The following is a 21,510-nucleotide window of genomic DNA, read 5'->3' as shown; positions in this document are numbered from 1 at the left end:
GGCCCGCAGGATGGGCGATGCGCCCATCCGGGTCACAACCACTCGCCCCGGACCATCTGCCGATAGACCGACCGCAACCAGCTGTCCCCCTTGGCTTCCGGCGACAGGCCCCGGCCCTTCAGCAGGCGGAAACTGTCGTCATAGAAGGGCGAGGCCTGATAGTTGAAGCCCAGGATGGCGGCGGCCGTCTGCGCTTCTGCCTCAAGACCAAGGGCAAGATAGCTTTCCACCAACCGGTGCAGCGCTTCGGCGGTGTGGCTTGTGGTCTGGAAATCCTGCACCACGATGCGGAACCGGTTGATCGCGGCAGTGTAGTGCCCCCGCTTGAGGTAGTAGCGGCCAACCTCCATCTCTTTCGCGGCCAACTGGTCGAAGGCGAGGTCGAACTTCAGGATGGCAGAGCGGGCATATTCGCTGTCGGGGTAGGTTTCGATCACGTCGCGCATGCCGCGCAGGGCCTGGAACGTGATGCCCTGGTCGCGACCGACATCGTCGATCTGGTCATAGTAAGACAGCGCCATGAGGTAGAGCGCATAGGGCGCATCTTCGTCACCCGGGTAGAAATCAAGGAACCGCTGCGCGGCGTCGCGGGCTTCGGGGTATTTCTTGGCCTTGTGCAGAGTGAAGGCCTGCATGATCAGGGCGCGCTTGGCAAATTCGGTATAGGGATACAGCCGTTCGACTTCCTGGAAGTAGACGAGCGCGTCTTCGGGGTTGCGCGCCGTCTCAAGCTCCAGCTCGCCGCGCTTGTATATCTGTTCGGCGGTGAAAGTATCCAATGCGGGTCCGCGCGACCCGCCAGCACAGCCGGCAAGCACCGCCACCAGAAGCGCCGTCTTTAGAATCCCTGCGCCGGGCCTGTTGCCTGACATGTTCCGCCTATCCAAACCTGCTGCCCCCGTTCGGTGCTCGTATCTGGAGCCCCTGTCGGGACCTGTCGCCCGGGCGATTTGCCCAAACTTTGCCTCGTCCTAGCACAGAAAAATCCGGGGCGCAAAACGCCTTTCGTGACTTTCGCGCAAAGGAAATTTCTCAGATGCGTGAGGGCAGGTCGCCGACATGCACGCCAACACCGGGCAGCTTGCCCAGCGTCTGGGGCCCGCAGTCCACAAGGCGGTAGGCATCCGCATCCGCAAACAGCGCGCGCAGCAAGCGGTTTGTCAGCGCATGACCCGCCCGTTCGCCGGTATAGCGGCCCAGGATCGGGCCCCCGGCCAAAGCAAGATCGCCAACCGCGTCCAGCATCTTGTGGCGCACAGGTTCATCAGCGTAGCGCAGCCCGCCGGGCGAAAGCACCCGCGCGCCTTCAAAGACCACAGCGTTTTCCAGCGTGCCGCCAAGCGCAAGCCCCGCTTCGCGCATCGCATCGACATCCGACTGGCGGCAGAACGTCCGGCTGTCGGACAGTTCGCGCACGAAGGCCCCGTTGGCCATGTTCAGCCGCCGGGTCTGGGTGCCAATCGCGGCATCCTGGAACGAGATGCGGAAGTCGATCTCAAGCATGTCGGCGGGGTCAAGCCGGGCGATCGCATCACCGTCGCGGACTTCGACGGGCTTCAGCACCCGCACGGCGCGGACCGGGGCGTCCAGTTCGTCAAGACCAGCCGCAAGGAAGCCCTTCACGAAAGGCACGGCTGACCCGTCAAGAATCGGAACTTCGGGACCATCGATGTCAATCAGGGCATTGTGGATGCCGCTGCCAGCCAGGGCTGCCATCACATGTTCGATGGTGGAGACCGACACACCGTCCGCGTTTTCCACGACGGTACACAGACGCGACGGAGTCACGACATCCCAGCGGGCGGGAACCATGGAGTCGCGGCCGACCACGTCCGTGCGGCGGAACCAGACCCCGTGATCTGCAGCCGCCGGGCGCACGACCATCCGCACCGGCGCACCGGAGTGAAGGCCGAACCCGGTGAAGGTGGCTGGGGATATCAGACTATTCTGCACGTCTTGTTCGCCTCATGTGGCACGGGGCTTAGGGCCCGCGTCCGGTTAACCTTAGCTAGTCGCGCGGATGATGAAGCTCAACTCACTCTTTATGTCGGTTTGTGACAGGAAGATTTCAACGGCAACTCATTGATTCAAATAGAAAAGGCCCGGAACCCCGGGCCTTTTCCTGCAAAGATCTGCTGCCGTGTTTCAGTTCGCCTGACGGCGCAGGAAGGCCGGAATCTCGATCCGGTCCTGATCGGTTCCCATGTCGTGATCGTCTTCATAGGCCGTGACCGGCGGCTGTGCCCGGCCCGAGGCGGGGATGGGGCGCTCGCTTGCGGCTTCCAGATGACCGGCCATCCGGTTGATCAGCGACCCGATGCCAAAGCGCGGCTTGCCCGCGGCAGGGGCTGCGGCTGCGGGGGCTGGCTGCGCTGCAGGCACTGGTGCCGGACGGCCCGCAAACTTGGGTGCCCCACCAGCGGCAGGGCGCGCCACGGCGGCTTGCAGGCGGGCAAGCGCCTCGGGCGAGGGTTGACCGGCAGCGCGTGGACGGGGTGCCACGAAGACCGAGGGATCCTCCTCGATCGCGGCGGGGGCAGACCGGATCATCGACGGCTGCGGCGCGGCCTGCGGACGATAGACGGGCGGAGGCAGATCATCGGCAGGCATAGCCTCTGCCTCGATCTCGGCTTCGGTGGCCGCCGGATCGAAAAGCCCGGCTACGGTGGTTTCGACATCGTCTTCCATCGGCTGCCGCGCCACGGAAGCAGCCATCGCCGCAACCGGCTGCGGCATCGGGCGGGCCGCTTCGGGCTGATGGGCTGGGGTCAGCGTCAAGGGTGCGGCCATCGACCGGCGCGCGACAGGAACCTCAAGCTTGGCAGCCGAGGCGTCGATGCCCGTGGCCACGACCGACACACGGATGCGGCCTTCCATCGACGTGTCCAGGGTCGAGCCAACGATGATGTTGGCGTCGGGGTCCACCTTTTCACGGATGATGTTCGCGGCCTCGTCCAGCTCGAACAGGGTCAGGTCATGGCCGCCGGTGATATTGATCAACACACCCTTGGCGCCATGCAGGCTGATTTCATCCAGAAGCGGGTTGGCAATTGCCTTTTCCGCCGCCTGCACCGCGCGGTCTTCACCGCTGGCTTCGCCGGTGCCCATCATCGCCTTGCCCATCTCGTCCATCACGGCGCGCACGTCGGCAAAGTCGAGGTTGATCAGGCCGGGGCGGACCATCAGGTCCGTCACACCCTTGACGCCCTGATAGAGCACGTCGTCAGCCATCGCGAAGGCTTCGGTAAAGGTCGTGCGTTCGTTGGCCAGCCGGAACAGGTTCTGGTTCGGGATGATGATCAGCGTATCCACGACCTTCTGCAGGGCTTCGATCCCGTCCTCGGCCTGCCGCATCCGCTTGTTGCCTTCGAACTGGAAGGGCTTGGTCACGACGCCAACGGTCAGCACGCCCAGCTCGCGCGCGGCTTGCGCGATGATCGGGGCCGCACCCGTGCCCGTGCCACCACCCATCCCGGCAGTGATGAAGCACATATGCGCGCCGGCAAGGTGATCGACGATTTCCTCGATGGTCTCTTCCGCGGCAGCTGCACCGACGGTCGGTCGCGCGCCTGCGCCCAGACCCTCGGTCACTTTGACACCCATCTGAATGCGCGCATGGGCCCGGCTTTGCTGCAAGGCCTGTGCGTCGGTGTTGGCCACGACAAACTCGACCCCCTCAAGGGCCTGGTCGATCATGTTGTTCACCGCGTTGCCGCCTGCCCCGCCCACACCGAAGACGGTGATGCGCGGCTTAAGCTCTTCCCTTTCGGGGGTCATCGTCAGATTGAGTGCCATGGGTTTGCCCGTCCGTTTCTTGTCTGCCGCCTGTTTCTTTTCCGGCCCTGACTGCACCTGTCCCGCGTGCATCTGACCGACTTATCCCCGAATCTATCCACAACCCGGTAAAAGGTCACGAAAAAAAGATTGGAATACCGCAAAATCTGGGGGATTGCCTCCAGAATTCAGCGGTATTTCGCCCGGAGAGCTGGATATAGTGGTCACCAGTTGTCCTTGAACCATTTGACCGCCCGCCGCAGCGACCGTGCCGGGTAGCGTTCGGCGGGGATTTCGAAATCCCACCATTCGTCCTGCGGATGCGCCGCGAACAGGCACAGGCCCACCGCGCTGGCAAACGGCGCCCCCGTGGCGGCCTGCGGCAGGCCCTGCACGCGCAAGGGTCGGCCCAGCCGCACACGCTGGCCAAGGATGCGGGTCGCAAGGCCATCCAGCCCCGGGATCTGGCTGCCTCCGCCGGTCAGCACGATCTGCTGGCTGGGCAGGCTGTCAAAGCCGGCGGCATCCAGCGTGCCGCGCACTTCCTCAAGGATTTCCTCGACGCGGGGCCGCATGATGCCGATCAGTTCCGTGCGGCTGATCTGGCGGCGGTCCTTTTCCCAGTCGCCACTGTCGCCGCCAATGTCGATCATCTCGCGGTCATCCATGCCGGTGGCGTAAAGACCGCCGTGGCGGGTCTTGATCCGCTCGGCCACCGCCATCGGGACTTGCAGACCCTTGGAGATGTCGGAGGTCACATGGTCGCCGCCCATCCGCACAGAATCGGCATAGATCATGTGCTTTTTCATGAAGATCGACAGGCCCGTCGCCCCGCCGCCCATGTCGATGCAGGCCGCACCCAGTTCCTGTTCATCCTCCACCAGCGAGGAAATCCCCGAGACATAGGCAGACGACGCCAGCCCGGCGAGTTCAAGGTCGCAGCGCTTGATGCAGTACAGCAGGTTCTGCACCACATCGCCGTCGACTGACAGAAGGTGCATGTCGCAGGCCAGCCGGTGCCCGATCTGCCCGCGCGGATCGCCTAGGCCGGACCGGTGGTCCAGCGCAAAGTTGACCGGCTGAGCATGCAGCACTTCGCGGCCCTGCCCTAGGTCGGGCACGTCACAGGCGGCCAGCACGCGGCTGACGTCCTGTTCGGTCACGACGCTGTCTTGCAGGTCCAGATCGCCCGCAAGGCCATAGCTGCGCGGTTCGGCACCGGAGAAGCAGGCGATGACGTGGTCGACCCGCACGTTCGCCATCTTCTGCGCTGCCTGCACGGCGGTGCGAATGGCGCGCTCGGTTTCATTCATCACGGCGATTTCGCCAAAGCGCACCCCGCGTGACCGCGTGGTGGCCGCCCCGATCACCCGGAACTGGCTTTGCCCGGCCATGGGCCTGACGCCATCCTGTTCGCGCAGCCGGTCGGGACCGTCAAAGCGCAGGATCAGGCAGGCGATTTTCGATGTGCCCACATCCAGAATGGCAATCACGCCGCGCTGCATGGCAGCTTTCCGCATGTTCCGCATGGCACGTTGCGAGGTATAGAGATCGGTCACAGTTCGTTCTCCACGGTTTCGATGCCTTGAGCACGGCGCATCTCGGCAAGGGCGTTGGGGGTAAGGCGAAGGGTGGGTCGGTGGTCTGACCGCAGATCGACGGTCAGGATGTCGCGGTTCATGATGTCCTGGACATGGTCCAGCGCCAGCAGACGCTCCAGCGCCTGCACGGGGTTCTTCTCGGGCAGCAGCACACGCTGTTCACGGTCCAGCACGATGTCCCAGCGCCGTTCGCCCATGCGGACAAGGCCACGGATGCGGGGGGACAGCGGCCCCGCGGCGGCGATCAGGTCCAGCGCTTCGGGCGTGGCAAGGTCGGCCCCGTCGCCTGCGATCAGCGGCAGGTCCGGGCGGTCGCTGCGCGCGACAAGGCCTGCGACGCGGTGGCCGGTGTCATCGACCAGCGTCAGCCCGGTTTCCGTGCGCCAGATGGCCACGGGCACGCGTTCGGTGATCATCACCTGCAGCACGCCCCCCGACCGCACGCGCAGATCGGCCCGGCTGACAGCATCCAGCGCCTCGATCCGGGCGCGGACTTCATCAAGGTTGATGTCAAAGGACGACATCGGCAAGGTCAGCCCCAGCCGCGCACGCACGGCCTCGGCCAGATCGTCCGACGCCCCTTCGACACGGGCAAGCGAGACGCGGAATTCCGGCCGCGCTTCGAAATCGGCGCGCAGGTCGGCAAGTGTGGTGACAACCGCTTGCCTGCGGGTTTCATCCGACAGCCAGATCGTCACGCCGCCAATCAGCACCAGCATCGGCAACCCGGTGCGCAGAAACATCCGCACATAGGGCGTCAGCAGCATCCGCTGCGCGCGGTAGGCCCATTTCGACGGGGCCGGGTCGCGACGGACCGGGCGGGCCCCGGTGGGGCCGGAAGGACGGCGGGCGATCAGCGGTTGCATGACGCGTCCTTCACCATCCAGTCGCAGAACTGGGCAAAGCTCATCCCCTGCATCGCCGCCTGTTCTGGGGCAAGCGAGGTGGGCGTCATCCCCGGCTGGGTGTTGGTCTCCAACAGGATCAGCCCGGCCAGACCGCGGCTTTCGTCCCAGCGAAAGTCGGTGCGGCTGACGCCCCGGCATCTCAACGCCCGATGCGCGCGCAGGGCATAGTCAAGGCAGGCATCGGCAATGTCCTTGGGCACATTCGCGGGGCATTCATGGCGGCTGCCGCCGGGCTTGTATTTCGCGTCATAGTCATACCAGCCGTCGGTGATGATATCCGTCACCCCCAGCGCCCGGTCGCCCATCACGGTTGTGGTCAGTTCGCGCCCCGGCGCGTAGGTTTCCACCATCACCTGCGCGGGCATCGTCGACGCAAGCCGGGGCGCGTTCGACCCCGGATGCACGATATAGACCCCGACGGAGGACCCTTCGTTGTTCGGCTTCACCACATAGGGCGGCGGCAGGACATGGCCCGCCTCAACCGCCTCTTTCGTGGCGAGCACGCTGTTGACCACCGGAAGACCGGCCGCCGCGTAAACCTCTTTGGTCTTGGCCTTGTCCATCGCAAGCGCCGAGGCCAGCACGCCAGAGTGGGTATAGGGGATCGCCATCCATTCCAGCAGGCCCTGCACACAGCCATCTTCACCCCAGCGACCATGCAAGGCGTTGAAACAGACGTCAGGTTTGATGTCAGACAGGCGCAAGGCGAGGTCGGGGCCGCAATCGACCTCAACCACGTCATATCCAGCCTCCCGGAGGGCCACGGCGCATTCGCGCCCTGAAACGAGAGAGACCTCCCGCTCAGCGGAAAGCCCACCCATCAAAACCGCCACTCTGGGGGACATCCTGCTCGATGCGCCCGCCATTTACTGCCTCATCCGGGTCTTATGTGACCCGTGATATTGTTAGTCCTGCAGGAATTCTCCGACCCGCATGATTTCCCACTCTAACGTGATACCGCTTGATAGGAAAACCTTTTTTCGCACGTCCTCGCCCAGATTTTCCAGATCGGCGGCAGTTGCGCCACCGGCGTTGATCAGGAAGTTGGAATGCATGGGCGACATCTGCGCCCCGCCCAGCCTTGCGCCGCGCATCCCGGCGTCGTCGATGACTTTCCAGGCCTTCAGCTCATGCGTGTCATCGGCGGTCCCGGTGCTGCTGCGACCCAAGGGGTTGCGGAAGGTGCTGCCAGCGGACCTATCCTTGGTAGGCTGGCTGGCATCCCGCTTGGCAATCTGGTCGGCCATCCGCGCCTCAAGTTCCGCGGGGTCGCCCGGGGCTGCGCGGAAGGTGGCCGACAGAACCACCGCGCCTTCGGGCAGGTCACTTTGGCGATACCGCAGGTTCAGGGCGGCTGCGGGCACGGTCTGAACCTCACCAATCCGGGTGACTAGGCGGATTTCGACCAAGGCATCCGAGACATAGCTGCCATAGCAGCCCGCATTCATCCGCACCGCCCCGCCGATGGACCCGGGGATGGTGCGCAGGAAGGTCAGGTCCAGCCCGGCCTCAGCCGCGCGCTTTGCGACATGCGCATCCAGCGCCGCTGCCCCCGCAGTGACAAGGTCACCCTCGACCACGATCCCGTTGAACCCCCGCCCCAGCCGGATCACCACAGCCCGGATGCCGCCATCGCGCACGATCAGGTTCGACCCGACACCGATGGGAAAGACCGGAACGGCAGGGTCCAGCGCGGCAAGGAACGTGGCAAGGTCCGCCTCATCCGCTGGCTGGAACAGCCAGTCTGCAGGCCCGCCGACCCGAAGCCAGGTCAGATCGGAGAGCGGGCGGTTTGGCGTCAGGGCGCCGCGCGGGGTGGGAAGCGGTGTCATGCTGCGGGGATAGCCGGGTTGGCTGGTCGGCTGCAAGGGAAAGCCTGCCAAAGGCGGGGTCTAGCGCCCACGACGGCTGGCAAGCACGATGCCCAGCAATGCTCCAACCAGCGTCGGTGCCGCAAAGACAACCGCCGCTGCGACCAGACCAAGTCCGTCGTGAAAGTTCATCGACCGTGAACGCCACAGGATCATGGCCAGCGCGATCACGGCAAGCAGCGGCACCACCAGCGCCCGCTGCCAGCCATAGCGCCGGGCCATCCCCCAGCCGATCAGCCCTGCCACCAGTGCCGCGCCAAGACCCATGGCTACCAGATGCAAGTACATCGCGCGTCAGCCCAGTTGTCGGCGCAGCCAGCGCCAGAAATAGACCACCGGCCAGCGCAGGATCGACACCCCGGCGGCCAAGACCAGCATCCCCACGATCGGCCCGCCCTCATAGGTGATCCAGCCCAGCAGCGGCACGCCAATGGCGATCAGCACATAGGCCGCGCGCCAGTGATAATCGCGCGACGGAAACATCGCGATCACATTCGCCGCAATCAGCCAGATCAGGCACATCGCCAGGGGCAGGATCATTTCTCCAACTCCTTCGGCAGGGGCGCAGGCAGACCAAGCGCGCGGCGCAGGAAATACCGCAGCGGGTTGCGGAACATCGACAGGAAGGCAAAAAGCCCGACCGCCAGCCAGACCCAGCCATGCACCCAGCCGATCCAGACCAAAAGGACCGGCGCCGCGATCAGAAGCGCCACGCCCGGCACCATCTGCTGCCGCATCGGCAGCATGGCCACGATGGCCGAGGCAAGGACCCAAAGGCAGCCAAGGATCAGCGGCACGCTCATGCAGTTGGAACCGGTTGGGGAAGGGGACCAAAGGCCTTCGGCGGAACGGACAGGACCACGGGACCGGTCGCGCCCGTCATGCCGCGGCACCCATCAGCTTTGCCGGCAAGGCGTTGGCCCAGGCGCTGATCGTGCCTGCGCCAAGGCAGACCACCATGTCACCCGGCCGCGCCTGTTCGCGGACCAGCCGGGCAAGATCAGCCTCATCCAGCAGCGCGCGGGCGTGGCGGTGACCATGGGCGATCAGCCCCGCCACCAGATCATCCCGCGAGGCGCCGGGGATCGGGTCTTCCCCCGCCGCATAGACATCGGCAATGGCGACCACATCGGCATCGTTGAAGCAGGTGCAGAAATCGTCAAACAGGCTGGACAGGCGGGTAAAGCGGTGCGGCTGGTGGACCGCGATGATCCGGCCCTTTGTCGCCTGCCGCGCGGCCTTCAGCACAGCGGCGATTTCCACCGGGTGGTGGCCATAGTCGTCGATGATCGTGACACCATTCACCTCGGCCACCTTGGTGAACCGGCGGTTCACCCCGGCAAAGCCGGCCAGAGCCTCACGGATCTCGTCCTTCTTCATCCCCAGATGCCGGGCCACGGCCACGGCTGACAGGGCGTTGGAGACGTTGTGATCCCCCGGCATCGGCAGGGTGCAGCCCTCGATCACAATCCCCTCGGCCTGCAGAGCAATATCGAAATGCGCCACGCCATTTTCATAGGTCAGGTTCTGCGCCCGCACGTCGGCCTGGGCGTTGAATCCGAAGGTCACCACGCGGCGGTCGGTCACCTTGCCGACCAAAGCCTGCACTTCCGGATGGTCGGTGCAGCACACCGCAAGGCCATAGAACGGGATGTTCGACACGAAATCGAGGAACCCCTTGCGCAACGCGTCGAAGGTCCCCCAATGCTCCATGTGCTCCGGGTCGATATTGGTCACGATGGCAATCGTCGCGGGCAGGCGGTTGAAGCTACCGTCGCTTTCGTCGGCCTCCACCACCATCCATTCGCCAGCGCCAGCGCGGGCGTTCGACCCATAGGCGTGGATCACGCCCCCGTTGATGACCGTCGGATCAAAGCCGCCCTTGTCCAGCAGCGTCGCCACCATCGTCGTCGTCGTCGTCTTGCCATGCGTCCCGGCGATGGCGATGTTCGACCGCATCCGCATCAGTTCCGCCAGCATTTCCGCCCGGCGCACGACGGGAAGTTTGCGCCGCCGCGCCTCTTCCAGTTCGGGATTGCCCTTCTTGATCGCGCTCGAGATGACGACAACCGCCGCTTCGCCGATGTTCTCGGCCCGCTGGCCCTCATGGAACACGGCCCCCAGCTTGACCAGCCGGTCGGTGATCTTGGACGCCTTGGCATCCGACCCCTGCACCCGGTAGCCCAGCGTCATCAGCACCTCGGCGATGCCGGACATGCCGATGCCGCCGATGCCCACGAAATGGATCGGGCCAAGTTCCAGCGGCAGCTTGGTTGCGGCTGCGTTCATGATGCATCTCCTGCCAGGTCTTCGACCAGTGCCACCAGACGGGCAGTGGCGTCGGGCTTGCCCTCGCCCAGGGCACTCCGCGCCATGGCCTCGGCCGTGGCGGGGTCTTCCAAGATCGCGGCGATGTGGCCTGCAAGCATTGCCGCGTCAAGCGCCTTTTCCTGAATCACGACCGCTGCCTTCGCGTCAACCAGCCCGCGCGCGTTGGCCGTCTGGTGGTCGCCCGTCGCCGCCGCATAGGGGATCAGGATCGCAGGCCGCCCGATCACGCTGACATCGGCAACCGAGGATGCACCCGACCGCGAGATGACCAGCTGCGCCTCGGACAGGCGGCGCGGGATGTCGTCGAAGAAGGGGGCAATCTCGGCCCGCACACCTGCCGCCTCATAGGCTTCGGCGGCGCGGGTCGCATCCTCGTCGCGGGCCTGATGCGCCACGCGCAGGTTGGCGCGCAGGCTTTCCGGCAGCAGCGCCACAGCGGCAGGCACGACGTCCGACAAGACCCGCGCCCCCTGGCTGCCGCCGATCACGACCAGTGCCATCGGATAGTCCCCCGGCGCGATATAGGGCGCCGCCGCCCGGTCCAGCACGGCCTGACGCACCGGATTGCCGGTGGGCTCTCCACTCACGCCGGCAGGCAGATCGGTCGGCCAAGTCCCGCAGGCCACCTTGTCGACCCGCCGCGCGAATACCTGATTGACGCGCCCCAGCACCCCGTTCTGCTCATGAATCATCCGCGGCCGCCGCAAGACCCATGCCGCCGTCAGCGCCGGGATCGACGGATAGCCGCCGAACCCCACCACGACGGTCGGACGGTCGCGCAGTTGCGACCAGATCGCCCCCAGCACCCCGCCCGCAATCCGCAGCGGCGCCATAAGCTTGGCCGCCACCCCGCCCCGGGCAAAGGTGGCCGACGCGACCCGCTCCACCACCACATCAGCCGGAAAGCCGCCCGCATAGCGCGCGCCCCGGTCATCGGTGGACAGCTTTACCCGCCAGCCGCGCGCCAGCATCGCCTCGGCCAAGGCTTGGGCGGGGAACATGTGGCCCCCCGTGCCTCCGGCGGCGATGAGAAGCAGCTTGGCCATCAGCGCCCCCGCCGGAAGACATCGCTCATCTGCCCACGCGGCCGGGCGCGGGTCAGGGCCAGAAGCATTCCCATCGTGATCCCCGCCGCAATGACCGACGACCCGCCATAGCTGACGAATGGCAAGGTCATCCCCTTGGCGGGCAGCAGGCGCACCGCGACGCCCATGTTGATCATCGCCTGCACGCCGAAGATGCAGGCCAGACCCGCGCCCGCCAGCCGGGCAAAGGGGTCACGCTCATGCAGCAGGCGGCTCAGCGACCGGACCACGATGACGCCGTACAGCGCCAGAATGATCAGCACCAGGATCAGCCCGTATTCTTCCGCCGCCACCGCGATGATGAAATCGGTATGCGCGTCGGGCAGCGACCATTTCACCTGCCCCTCGCCCACGCCCACGCCGAAGAACCCGCCTTCCTGAATGGCGTTCGCCGCATAGCCAAGCTGCGTGCGCGGGTCCACGTCCGGCGACAGGAACCCGTCGATCCGGCGGGCGAAGTGTTCGCTCGATTCGTAGAACACCAGCCCGGTCAGCCCCACGATCCCGCCCACGACCACGATCAGCGTCATCGGAGCCCCGCCGACAAAGTAGATCACGCCCCAGGCGAAGATGATCAGCGCCGACTGGCCAAAGTCCGGCTGCATGGCAAGAAAGGCGACAACGACCAGCGTCAGCGCGAAGGATATCGTCTTGCCCGGCGGCCCGGCCAGATCCTGCGCCGAAGCGATCAGCCAGGCCACGACGATCACAAAGCCGGGTTTCAGGAACTCGGACGGCTGGACCGACGCGAAACCCAGCGAAAACCACCGGACCGCGCCTTTGCCGAAATCGGTGCCGAACAGCGGCAACAGCATCAGCGCGACCATCGACACCGCAAAGCCCAGGACGCCGATCCGCCGCACCATCGCAGGCGACATCATGGAAATGGCGATCATCACGACCAGCGCCACGCCGCCAAAGAAGGCCTGTCGCTGGACATAGTAGAACGGCTCCAGCCCGTTGCGCGTGGCAAGGGGGACCGAGGCGGCAAGCCCCAGCAACAACCCGATGCCAAACAGGACAAAGACCGAGGTCAGCGTCCATTTGTCGATCGTGCGCCACCAGCGTGGCAACACCGGTTCCGTGACCCTAATGGGATTGGAACCATAGACCATCTCAGTCATGGGAAAACCGCCCGAATACGCCTGCTCTGCCTTCACGCCCGGATGTGTCCCCCGGGTCTGCGGGAAAGAGTAGCGAAGATCACCCCTTCTGACCAGTCAGAAAGAGGGCTCGCCGCTGCCGAAGCCGCAGACAAGTCCCATTTTCCACCCGTGCCACGATCGTCAGGGCAGCATTGTTGCTTGCCGGGTCCGTTGATCGCTGCCGTCCGCCTTGGGACAGGCAAGCGCTGCCCCTTTCCTCGCCGGCTTGTCCACTTTTTGCGCAGGACCAGCAATCTTGCCTTTCTTACCGAATCGTTATATAAGGGTTTAGTTATTAATTGGAGTGCAGACATGCCCCGTCGCCCGGCAAAACCAACTACGCCGCGCCACCTCCCCAGCTCTGGGCACGGTCGCCCCGCGATTGACCGCCGCAGCGCGACCGTCGACCCGCAGGCCCTGCCGGATGGCTGGCGCATCCCCCAACCGCAGATCCGGGCACCCGAATGACCCAGCTTGACGCCGCTTTCGCCGCCCTGTCCGACCCCACCCGTCGCGCCATCCTTGCCCGTCTGGCGCAGGGTGAGGCGACGGTGCAGGACCTTGCCCGCCCCTTCCCGATCAGCCAGCCCGCCATCTCGCGCCATCTGAAGGTGCTGGAGGATGCCGGCCTGATCGAAACCCGCATTGACGGCACCTCTCGCCCCCGCCGCCTGAACCCCGAGGCGGTTGCCCAGCTTTGGGACTGGCTGGGCCAGTACCGCGCCCTGTGGGAAGCCCGCTATGCCCGGCTGGACGATGTGCTGGCCGACCTTCAGCAAAAGGACCAGCCATGACCGCCCCCCAGACATCCCCCCCGCTCAAACTCGTCACCGATGGCGACACGCGCATCATCGTCACCCGCCACCTCGCCGCCCCGCCAGCGCTGGTCTTCCGTGCCCATACCGAAGCTGACCTGATCCGGCGGTGGATGCTGGGCCCGGATGGCTGGACGATGCCCGTCTGCCACTCTGACCCCCGCCCGGGGGGCACGTTCCGCTTTGAATGGTCGAACGGCGCAGGGCACAGCTTTCATGCAACCGGCGAATATCTTGAGGTCACACCAACCCGCATCGTCCATGTCGAGCGGATGTTCCTGCCGGACCCCACCCCCGACAACCACGTCGAAACCCGCTTTGACCCTGCGGCAGGCGGCACCCTGCTGACGATGACGATGACCCTGCAATCCGCCGAAGACCGCGCCGCGATCCTCGCCTCTGGCATGTCTGATGGGTTGGAGGTCAGCTACGCCCGCCTTGAAACCATTCTGGAAGGGGCCTGACATGTCCGCCACCCTGCAACTGTCCATGGTGGGCGAAACGGACCTTGTCCTGACAAGGACCTTCAACGCCTCACCCGCCCTTTTGTGGCGCGCGCTGACCGATCCGGCGATCCTGCCCCGCTGGCAATGGGCGCAGGACTGGCCCATGGTCCAATGCGACATGGACCTACGCGAAGGCGGCGCGTTCCGCTGGGTCTGGCGCACCGCACCTGACCGCCTGATGAAGGTCCAAGGTCGTTTCCTGACCGTCAAGGCGCCACTCCGGCTGGTCCATACCGAGGTGTTTGACGACGATTGGACCGGCGGGGAAACCACCGTCACCCAGACCCTGACCGAAATCGCCCCCCAGACAACACGCCTGTCGATGACCGTCCGCTACCCCAAGCCCGAAGCCCGCGCGGCGGCAGCGGCTGGCGGCATGATCCCCGGCATGGAAGAGGCCTATGCCAAGCTTGATGCGCTGTTCCCCCGGCTGCTGGGGGAACTTCGCGGTACCGACTTCCGCCTTGTCGCCACGGGTGACCGCCAGATCACCGTCACCCGCAGCTTCGCCGCCCGAAAGGCCGCCGTCCTGCGCGCCCATACCGACCCCGCCCTTCTGCGGCGCTGGATGGGCAGCCCCGACATGCCGCTTGCGGTCTGTGAGATGGACGCCCGACCCGGCGGCGGCTTTCGCTATGTCTGGGTGATGCAGGATGGCACTCGCATTGCCCTGACGGGCACCATCCTCACCCTGACTGACAGCAGCATCACCCATACCGAGGTGTTTGATCCCGACTGGACCGGGGGCCCGACCACCGTAGTCACCACCTTCACCGAACAGGCTGGCCGAACCGCCGTGCGGGTGGACATCACCTATGCCACCACCCCGGCGCGCGATCAGGTCCTTGCCTCGGGCATGGGCGAAGGCATGGCCGGGTCCTACGATCTGCTGGAAGGCCTGCTGGCAGCCGGATCATCGGCCCAGGACTGACAGCCCTTGCCGTTCCGCCCCTGTTGCCGCAGCCTTCCTGCAGGACAACAACAGGAGCACCCCATGAAGGTCGGCATCATCGGCTCCGGCATGGTTGGCAGTTCGGCGGGCTTTGCGCTTGCCCTTGGTGGCGGGGCCAGCGAGATCGTCCTGATCGACCAGAACCCCGCCCGCGCCATGGCGGAGGCCGAGGATATCTCGCATGCCGTTCCGTTCGGGCGGCCTGTCTCCGTGCGGGCCGGCGACTATGCCGACCTTGCGGAGGCAGGCGTGGTCATCCTTGCAGCCGGGGTCAGCCAGAAACCCGGCGAAACCCGGCTTCAACTGCTGGAGCGTAATGCCGAGGTGTTTCGCACCGTCATCGGCGCCGTCACCCGGGCCGCACCTGATGCGATCCTGCTGGTGGCAACCAACCCGGTGGACGTGATGACCCATGTCGCCACCCGCCTGTCCGGCCTGCCCCCGGCCCGAGTCATCGGGTCGGGCACGATCCTTGACACCGCCCGGTTCCGCAGCCTGCTTGGACGCCACCTTGGCATCGCGTCGCAGTCGGTGCATGCCTATGTGCTTGGCGAACATGGCGACAGCGAGGTGTTGGGCTGGTCCGCCGCCCGCGCTGGGTCAGTCCCCATTGCCTCCTTCGCCGCGCAGGTCGGGGCTGCGATCACCGTCGCGGTCCGGGCCGAGATTGACCAAGGCGTCCGCCGCGCCGCCTACCGGATCATCGAAGGCAAGGGGGCCACCTGGCACGGCATCGGCGCAGGGCTTACCCGCATCGTCCGCGCGATAGCGGCCGATGAGGGCGCGGTGCTGTCCATTTCCACCCGCACCCTCGACATCGGCGGGGTGCCAAGTGTCACCCTGTCGCTGCCACGTGTCATCACCCGTAGCGGCATCACCGCCGAACTGCGGCCCGAACTCGATGCGGTGGAAACCAAGGCCCTCGCCGCATCGGCCTCCCTGCTGGCCGAAACCGAGGCGACGCTTGCCCTCTGACCGCTAGACCCCGTAGACCCGCCGCGCCGTCCCCTGAAAGATCGCAGACTGTTCATCCGCCGACAGGTCGGCCAACATCTGGCGTGTCATGTCGATCCAGCCCGGCAACCCGGCCCCAAGGTCCACCACCGGCCAATCGCCGCCCCAAAGCATCCGGCCCGGCCCGAACGCCGTGAGCAGGTAGTCGACATAAGGCCGAACCACTACCGCAGATGCCGTCCCCGGCGCGCAATAAGCCGTGATGCCCGACAGCTTCACCGCCACGTTCTGGAACGGGGCAATCGCATCGATGCCGGCTTTCCAGACCTCCCAATCTCCCGCCGCCACATCCGGCACGCCGCAGTGGTCCAGCACGAACGGCTGGTCCGGGCAGGCCCGCAACAGATCGACCCCGACCGGGATCAGTTGGCGCGACAGGAAGTTCAGATCGAACGGAACCCCCGCCCGCCCGATCTTGCGCAGGTTCCGCCGAAAGGTGGCTGTCTGCGACACCTCATCCGGCACCACATGCAGGATGCGACGAAAGCCCACCACGCCCAGCCCCCGCGCCTCGTCCAGCCAGGCGTCAAACCCTGCCTCCACCTCGGGCCGGATGCTGGCGATCTGCCCCAGCATCGCCACCCCGCCGACCGAGGTGCCGACCATCCCCGCCACCAGCCGGGCCTCGGTCTGGTAGTCGGCGTCATCCACCCCGGTTTCCATGAAAATCGTGGCCGCCACTCCCTTGCCAGCGACCAGCCCGGCATAATCCTCGCGCGTGAAGTCCCCCGCAAGCGCGGGCATCCCTTCGGTCCAGGCATAGCCGATCCGGTCGCGCAGGATCAGGTGCTGGTGCGTATCGATCAGGTCCATCACTCCCCCCTCAGCCATTCGCCAGCCGCACGTCAGGCGCGACAGAGCCATCCCGCACCAGTCGCCCGTTCGGCAGGTCGTTCTCTTCCAGCTTGGTCGCAATCTCGGCCTCGGTCAGGCCAAGGCCCTCCCACCGGCCCCGCAACCGTGCCCGGAGGACCGATTCCGGCACCTCGACCATCACCGTCAGGTCGAACACCGGGCGCAGCCGGTCCCAGGGTGACTGGTCCAAAAGCAGCCAATTCCCTTCGACAAGGATCACCGGCACCGAGGCTGGGATCAACCGCGCCCCGGCGCGGGCAATCTCGATCTGGCGGTCAAAGACCGGAACCGCCACCTCGGCCTCATCCCGGGCCCGCAGCCGGGCCAGCGTGTGGTAAAGCCCGCCCACATCAAAGGTATGCGGCGCACCTTTGCGGGCGCGCAGACCGGCGGGCACCAGATAGAGGTCGTCGTAGTGAAAGCCGTCCATCGGCAGCACCATGGCCTGACCGCTGGCCTGTTGATTAAGCCGCCCAGCCAGATCCTCCACCAGTGTCGATTTTCCCGATCCCGGTGCCCCCGCGATGGCGACGATCACCCGGCCCTGCCCTGCGCGCGCAGCCAGACCTGCCACCTGTTCCGCCAGCCGTGCCAGATCGGCCCCGTTGTCTGCCATTGCCAGCCACTCCCGCGTTTCCTGCGGGCAAGATGGCCGAAGCCACTGCCCGCGCGCAAGCCCGCTGGACGCGGCCGCCCGCATGCCCCACCTTGCGCCAGACCCGACACAGGACCCGCCCCATGACCGACCGTCCCGATCTGCCAACCCGCGCCACCCGCGCCGCGACCGAGATTGCCGAGGCCGCCGCCGCCATCGACCCCGCCGCCTTTGACCGCCTTGTCGAAGCCCTTGCCACCGCGCGCCGGATCGCCATCACCGGCGCGGGGCGTGAGGGGCTGATGATGCGGGCCCTTGCCATGCGGCTTTACCACCTTGGCCTTGACGTGCATGTGGTGGGCGACATGACCTGCCCGCCGCTTGGGCCGGACGACCTGCTGTTCGTCAGCGCCGGGCCGGGGGACTTGTCCACCATCACCGCCCTTGTCACCACAGCCCGCGCCGCGGGGGCCAAGACGCTGTGCCTGACGGCCCAGCCGGACGGCCCCACCGCCCGCGCTGCCACACAAATCGTCCACCTGCCCGCCCAGACCATGGCCAGCGATCAGGGTGCCTCCCCGTCGATCCTTCCCATGGGATCGGTCTTCGAAGGGGCGATGTTCCTGATCTTCGAACTTGTCGTCCTTGCCCTGTGCGACCGGCTTGGCACCACCCCCGCCGGGATGCGCGCGCGGCATACCAATCTGGAATGACCGCCCTCCATCCCGCCACCAGCAGCATCGACAGCCCGCCCCGCCAGCGCTAGGGTCACGACCGACCGCCCGGTCCAGCACTTTGCCGCTGGCCAAGCCGGGCCCCATTGATCCGGCAGATTTCAGCGCATGACGCCCGCCTTTCCAACCGCCCTTTCCCCCGCCTTTTCGATGGCCGCCTTTCTGGCCGAAACCGGCCCCCTCGCCCCCACCAAGGCCGAACGCGCCCTGCTTCAAGCCACCGCCGAAGGCAGCCTGTGCCGTCTGTCCGACAGCCTGCCAGACCCCGAAGACCCAACGGCCCCCCGCATCCGGGCTGCCCTGCTGCAGCACCTTGTCACCGGCGGCTGTGACCTTGCCCCCGTTGCCCCCGCCGGGGTCCGCGTGCTTGGCGCGGTGATTGTCGGGCCGCTGACCCTGAACTTCGCCACCGCACGGGGCGAGACCGACCTGCGCGCCTGCGCCTTCACCGACCCGATCAACGCGCGCCGCGCGCAACTGGTGCAACTGGTCCTGTCCGGCAGCCGCTTTCCCGCCCTTCTGGCCGAAGGCCTTGCCGTCGAGGGGTCCGTCTTCCTGATCGGTGTCACCTGCCCCGGGCGGATCTCGCTTGCCACAGCCAGCATCGGCGGCCAGCTTGCGCTGCACGGCGCGACCATCGGCCCCCTGACGGCCCAAGGCGCAAGGATCGGCGCTTCGGTCCATCTGCGGGCAGCAGATGGCCAGCCCTTCACCGCAACGGGCGAGGTGTCGCTCGCCAGTGCCGAGATTGGCGGGCAACTCGCCTGCGATGGCGCGCGGATCACCAACCCGGGCAAGATCGCCCTGAACCTGCAGCGCGCCCGTATCGCGGGCGATGCCGTCTTTCGCGCGCAAGGCAATTTGCCGTTCCAGACCGAAGGTGAGGTTCACCTGTCCGGCGCCGACATTGCCGGTCAGCTGGATTTCGCCGGGGCGCATCTGTCAAACGCAGGGGGCCATGCGCTTTTCGCCCCAAGGATGCAGGTCGGGGCCGAATTCTTCTGGCAGGACGTCACCGTTGCCGCCGGCGATGTTCACATCCCCTCGGCCCATGTCGGCGATCTGGTCGATGATCTGGCCAGCTGGCCGGACGCGGGCCGCACCTACCTTGACGGCTTCACCTATGACCGGATCACCCGCAACGCCCCGGTGGATGCCGAAACGCGGCTGCAATGGCTTGCCCGTGCCACCCGACGCGATGGCAAGTTCCTGCCGCAGCCCTATACCCAGGCCGCAGCCACGCTGGCCCGCATGGGGCATGAGGCCGAGGCGCGCCAGATCATGGCCGAACAGGCCCGCCTGAAAGGCCATGCCCGCCGCGCCACCCGCCGCGCGCGGGGTGGGCCGCTGGCGCCACCCATCATCGCCTTCGACTGGCTCTGGGACCGCGCGGCCCTGCTGATCGTCGGCTACGGCTACCATCCGTTCCGGTCGCTGCTGTGGCTTCTGGCGCTGTCGCTTCTGTCTGCCTTCCTCGCCCTGATGGCGTGGGACGAAGGCAGCATGGCACCGAACAATGACCTGATTGCCGCATCAGACGGCTGGCAGGCAATTCTGGCGCAGGACTGCGTGCCAGACCCCACCCCCGGCTGCCTTGAAAACCCCGCCGACTTCTGGAATGGCGTCGATGGGCCGGGTCTTGACTGGGAAAGCTTTCACCCGCTTGCCTATGGCGTCGATGTCGTGGTCCCGGTGTTGGAGCTTGGCCAGACCCAAAGCTGGTCCCCGTCCAAGGATCGCGGGCCATGGGGGCACACCCTGTGGTGGGCGCGCTGGTTCCTGATGCTGGCCGGCTGGGTTGTCACCGCCCTTGGCGCCGCCGCCGCGACCGGGATCATCCAGCGCGGCACGCCGACCTGACCCGTCAGCCGATCAGCGCCCTGACCTGCGCGGTGAAATCCTCGCCCCGCTTTTCAAAGTTCGGGTACTGGTCGAAACTCGCCGCCGCCGGGGCCAGCAGGACCACATCACCCGCCACAGCCTCAGCCGCCGCGCGGGCAACCGCACGCTCCATCGTCTCGCAGATTTCATGCGGGGTGTCGCCAAGCTGCAGCGCGAAATCGCGGGCGGAATGGCCAATCAGATAGGCCTTCACGACCGAACCAAGATGCGGCTTCAGCCCGGCAATCCCGCCATCCTTGCCTAGCCCCCCGGCGATCCAGCGGATCTTCGGAAAGGCTTGCAGCGCCTTCGCCGCGCTATCCACATTGGTGGCCTTGCTGTCATTCACGAACCGGACCCCGCCCTTTTCGCCCACCAGCTGGCTGCGGTGCGGCAATCCGGCAAAGCTGTGCAGCGCGCCCTCGATCAGCTTGGGTGCCAGCCCAAGCGACCGGCAGGCCGCATAGGCCGCGCAAGCGTTCTGGTGGTTGTGCGCCCCGGGCAGACCCTTCACCTCGCGCAGGTCGACGCTGGCCACCTGCCGCCCCTTGCGCCATTCGGCCAGAAACCCCTTGCGGACGAAGACCGACCAGCCGAACCCCTCCAGCTTCTGCCCCGAGGAGATGCGGATCACCCGGTCATCCATCGGCCCCTGCGCCATCTGCCCGGCCAGAAACCACCCCTCGGCCTCATCCACGCCGATGACGGCCCGGTCCGGCCCGCCTTGGGTGAACAGCCGCGCCTTGGCCGCGAAATAGCCGCCCATGCCGCCATGGCGGTCCAGATGATCCGGGGACAGGTTGGTGAACACTGCCACATCCGGCGTCAGCGCGCGGGCCAGTTCGGTCTGGTAGCTGGACAGCTCCAGCACCACCACCTCACCGTCCAGCGGCGGGTCGATGGACAGCACGCCTTTCCCGATATTGCCCGCCATCTGGGTGGGGCGGCCCGCGACCTCAAGGATATGATGGATCAGGGCGGTCGTGGTGGACTTGCCGTTCGATCCCGTCACGGCCACCACTTTCGGCGGCGTCTCCATCTCGGCCCATTCCGACGAGGCGGCGCTTTGGAAGAACAGGCCGATGTCATTGTCGACCGGCACCCCCGCGGCAAAGGCGCGGGCAATCACCGGATGGGGCGCCGGATAAAGATGCGGGATCCCGGGCGAGGTGATCAGCGCCGCCACGCCGTCCAACGCACCGTGGCGGGTCAGGTCGGTCAGGGTGAAGCCGTCCGCCTCGGCCTTCAGACGGGCCTCGGGGCTGTCATCCCAAAGCAGGGGCTCTGCCCCCCCGGCCTGCAAGGCCACCGCCGTGGCAAGGCCCGACCGGCCAAGGCCAAGCACAGCGACCTGTTGGCCTGAGTAACCCTTGACCGGGATCATGGCACGCGCCCCCTTGTTGCCCCCCGGCAGGGATAGGGGAGGATGGGCGAAAGGGAAAG

General features: G+C 66.4%; 22 protein-coding genes. 6 read left to right on the top strand and 16 right to left on the bottom strand.

The annotated features are described in order from the left end of the window. Window positions 1-32 precede the first annotated feature (32 nt). From EI545_RS16915 to EI545_RS16855, 13 genes are all read right to left on the bottom strand, one after another. The gene (locus EI545_RS16915; RefSeq protein ID WP_125326548.1) at window positions 33-872 is read right to left on the bottom strand and encodes an outer membrane protein assembly factor BamD; all 840 of its coding nucleotides are present in this window, start codon (window positions 870-872) and stop codon (window positions 33-35) included. Window positions 873-1,032: 160 nt separating this feature from the next. Next, on the bottom strand, window positions 1,033-1,953 hold the full coding sequence (gene lpxC / locus EI545_RS16910; protein WP_125326547.1) for a UDP-3-O-acyl-N-acetylglucosamine deacetylase: 921 nt from the start codon (window positions 1,951-1,953) through the stop codon (window positions 1,033-1,035). Between the two features lie 192 nt (window positions 1,954-2,145). Beyond that, complete coding sequence (gene ftsZ / locus EI545_RS16905) at window positions 2,146-3,795, bottom strand: cell division protein FtsZ (protein WP_125326546.1); 1,650 nt, start codon at window positions 3,793-3,795, stop codon at window positions 2,146-2,148. Window positions 3,796-3,998: 203 nt separating this feature from the next. Continuing rightward, on the bottom strand, window positions 3,999-5,333 hold the full coding sequence (gene ftsA / locus EI545_RS16900) for a cell division protein FtsA (protein WP_125326545.1): 1,335 nt from the start codon (window positions 5,331-5,333) through the stop codon (window positions 3,999-4,001). Next, window positions 5,330-6,241 carry a cell division protein FtsQ/DivIB gene (locus tag EI545_RS16895; RefSeq protein ID WP_125326544.1) on the bottom strand — a complete coding sequence of 304 codons (912 nt, stop codon included), beginning with the start codon at window positions 6,239-6,241 and terminating at the stop codon, window positions 5,330-5,332. Before EI545_RS16895 ends, ftsA begins: the two co-directional genes overlap by 4 nt. Next, window positions 6,229-7,149, bottom strand: a complete 921-nt coding sequence (locus EI545_RS16890; RefSeq protein WP_174258181.1) for a D-alanine--D-alanine ligase — start codon at window positions 7,147-7,149, stop codon at window positions 6,229-6,231. Before EI545_RS16890 ends, EI545_RS16895 begins: the two co-directional genes overlap by 13 nt. A 39-nt stretch (window positions 7,150-7,188) precedes the next feature. Next, window positions 7,189-8,115, bottom strand: coding sequence for a UDP-N-acetylmuramate dehydrogenase (murB, locus tag EI545_RS16885; protein ID WP_125326542.1), 927 nt, complete (start codon window positions 8,113-8,115; stop codon window positions 7,189-7,191). Window positions 8,116-8,175: 60 nt separating this feature from the next. Beyond that, the gene (locus EI545_RS16880) at window positions 8,176-8,442 is read right to left on the bottom strand and encodes a hypothetical protein (protein ID WP_125326541.1); all 267 of its coding nucleotides are present in this window, start codon (window positions 8,440-8,442) and stop codon (window positions 8,176-8,178) included. A 6-nt stretch (window positions 8,443-8,448) separates the two neighbouring features. Further along, window positions 8,449-8,694 (bottom strand): DUF2484 family protein, encoded by a 246-nt coding sequence (locus tag EI545_RS16875; protein WP_125326540.1) that lies wholly within the window; start codon window positions 8,692-8,694, stop codon window positions 8,449-8,451. Continuing rightward, window positions 8,691-8,957 (bottom strand): DUF2484 family protein, encoded by a 267-nt coding sequence (locus tag EI545_RS16870; RefSeq protein WP_174258180.1) that lies wholly within the window; start codon window positions 8,955-8,957, stop codon window positions 8,691-8,693. Before EI545_RS16870 ends, EI545_RS16875 begins: the two co-directional genes overlap by 4 nt. 76 nt (window positions 8,958-9,033) lie before the next feature. Next, window positions 9,034-10,443: a UDP-N-acetylmuramate--L-alanine ligase gene (murC, locus tag EI545_RS16865; protein WP_125326539.1), complete on the bottom strand. Its 1,410-nt coding sequence runs from the start codon at window positions 10,441-10,443 to the stop codon at window positions 9,034-9,036. Continuing rightward, window positions 10,440-11,531 carry a UDP-N-acetylglucosamine--N-acetylmuramyl-(pentapeptide) pyrophosphoryl-undecaprenol N-acetylglucosamine transferase gene (locus EI545_RS16860; RefSeq protein ID WP_425471587.1) on the bottom strand — a complete coding sequence of 364 codons (1,092 nt, stop codon included), beginning with the start codon at window positions 11,529-11,531 and terminating at the stop codon, window positions 10,440-10,442. Before EI545_RS16860 ends, murC begins: the two co-directional genes overlap by 4 nt. Continuing rightward, window positions 11,531-12,694 (bottom strand): peptidoglycan glycosyltransferase FtsW, encoded by a 1,164-nt coding sequence (locus EI545_RS16855; RefSeq protein WP_125326537.1) that lies wholly within the window; start codon window positions 12,692-12,694, stop codon window positions 11,531-11,533. The genes EI545_RS16860 and EI545_RS16855 overlap by 1 nt, the downstream gene beginning before the upstream one ends. 485 nt (window positions 12,695-13,179) lie before the next feature. Here EI545_RS16855 and EI545_RS16850 point away from each other — a divergent pair, with 485 nt between their 5' ends. The 4 genes from EI545_RS16850 to EI545_RS16835 all read left to right on the top strand — a co-directional run bounded on the left by EI545_RS16850 (window position 13,180) and on the right by EI545_RS16835 (window position 15,963). Beyond that, the gene (locus EI545_RS16850) at window positions 13,180-13,509 is read left to right on the top strand and encodes an ArsR/SmtB family transcription factor (protein ID WP_125326536.1); all 330 of its coding nucleotides are present in this window, start codon (window positions 13,180-13,182) and stop codon (window positions 13,507-13,509) included. Beyond that, window positions 13,506-13,994: an SRPBCC domain-containing protein gene (locus EI545_RS16845; RefSeq protein WP_125326535.1), complete on the top strand. Its 489-nt coding sequence runs from the start codon at window positions 13,506-13,508 to the stop codon at window positions 13,992-13,994. The genes EI545_RS16850 and EI545_RS16845 overlap by 4 nt, the downstream gene beginning before the upstream one ends. A 1-nt stretch (window position 13,995) precedes the next feature. After that, window positions 13,996-14,967, top strand: coding sequence for an SRPBCC domain-containing protein (locus EI545_RS16840; RefSeq protein ID WP_164517329.1), 972 nt, complete (start codon window positions 13,996-13,998; stop codon window positions 14,965-14,967). Window positions 14,968-15,030: 63 nt separating this feature from the next. Further along, a complete protein-coding gene (locus EI545_RS16835) occupies window positions 15,031-15,963 on the top strand; it encodes an L-lactate dehydrogenase (RefSeq protein ID WP_125326533.1) in 933 nt (310 codons plus the stop codon). Between the two features lie 3 nt (window positions 15,964-15,966). Here EI545_RS16835 and EI545_RS16830 read toward each other — a convergent pair whose 3' ends face one another. Together EI545_RS16830 and EI545_RS16825 are read right to left on the bottom strand one after the other, a co-directional pair. After that, complete coding sequence (locus EI545_RS16830; RefSeq protein WP_125326532.1) at window positions 15,967-16,815, bottom strand: amidohydrolase family protein; 849 nt, start codon at window positions 16,813-16,815, stop codon at window positions 15,967-15,969. 10 nt (window positions 16,816-16,825) lie between these two features. After that, on the bottom strand, window positions 16,826-17,473 hold the full coding sequence (locus tag EI545_RS16825) for a nucleoside/nucleotide kinase family protein (RefSeq protein ID WP_125326531.1): 648 nt from the start codon (window positions 17,471-17,473) through the stop codon (window positions 16,826-16,828). A 122-nt stretch (window positions 17,474-17,595) separates the two neighbouring features. Between EI545_RS16825 and hxlB the strand changes: the two genes are divergently transcribed. Together hxlB and EI545_RS16815 are read left to right on the top strand one after the other, a co-directional pair. Then, window positions 17,596-18,165 carry a 6-phospho-3-hexuloisomerase gene (gene hxlB / locus EI545_RS16820; protein WP_125326530.1) on the top strand — a complete coding sequence of 190 codons (570 nt, stop codon included), beginning with the start codon at window positions 17,596-17,598 and terminating at the stop codon, window positions 18,163-18,165. A gap of 129 nt (window positions 18,166-18,294) precedes the next feature. Continuing rightward, a complete protein-coding gene (locus EI545_RS16815; RefSeq protein WP_125326529.1) occupies window positions 18,295-20,046 on the top strand; it encodes a hypothetical protein in 1,752 nt (583 codons plus the stop codon). 4 nt (window positions 20,047-20,050) lie between these two features. Here the strand turns inward: EI545_RS16815 and murD are convergent, their stop codons facing one another. Beyond that, window positions 20,051-21,451, bottom strand: coding sequence for a UDP-N-acetylmuramoyl-L-alanine--D-glutamate ligase (murD, locus tag EI545_RS16810; protein WP_125326528.1), 1,401 nt, complete (start codon window positions 21,449-21,451; stop codon window positions 20,051-20,053). Window positions 21,452-21,510: the final 59 nt, after the last annotated feature.

The sequence above is a fragment of the Tabrizicola piscis genome, assembly GCF_003940805.1.
Classification (GTDB): domain Bacteria; phylum Pseudomonadota; class Alphaproteobacteria; order Rhodobacterales; family Rhodobacteraceae; genus Tabrizicola; species Tabrizicola piscis.
This window is presented reverse-complemented; position numbering and strand designations above follow the sequence as displayed.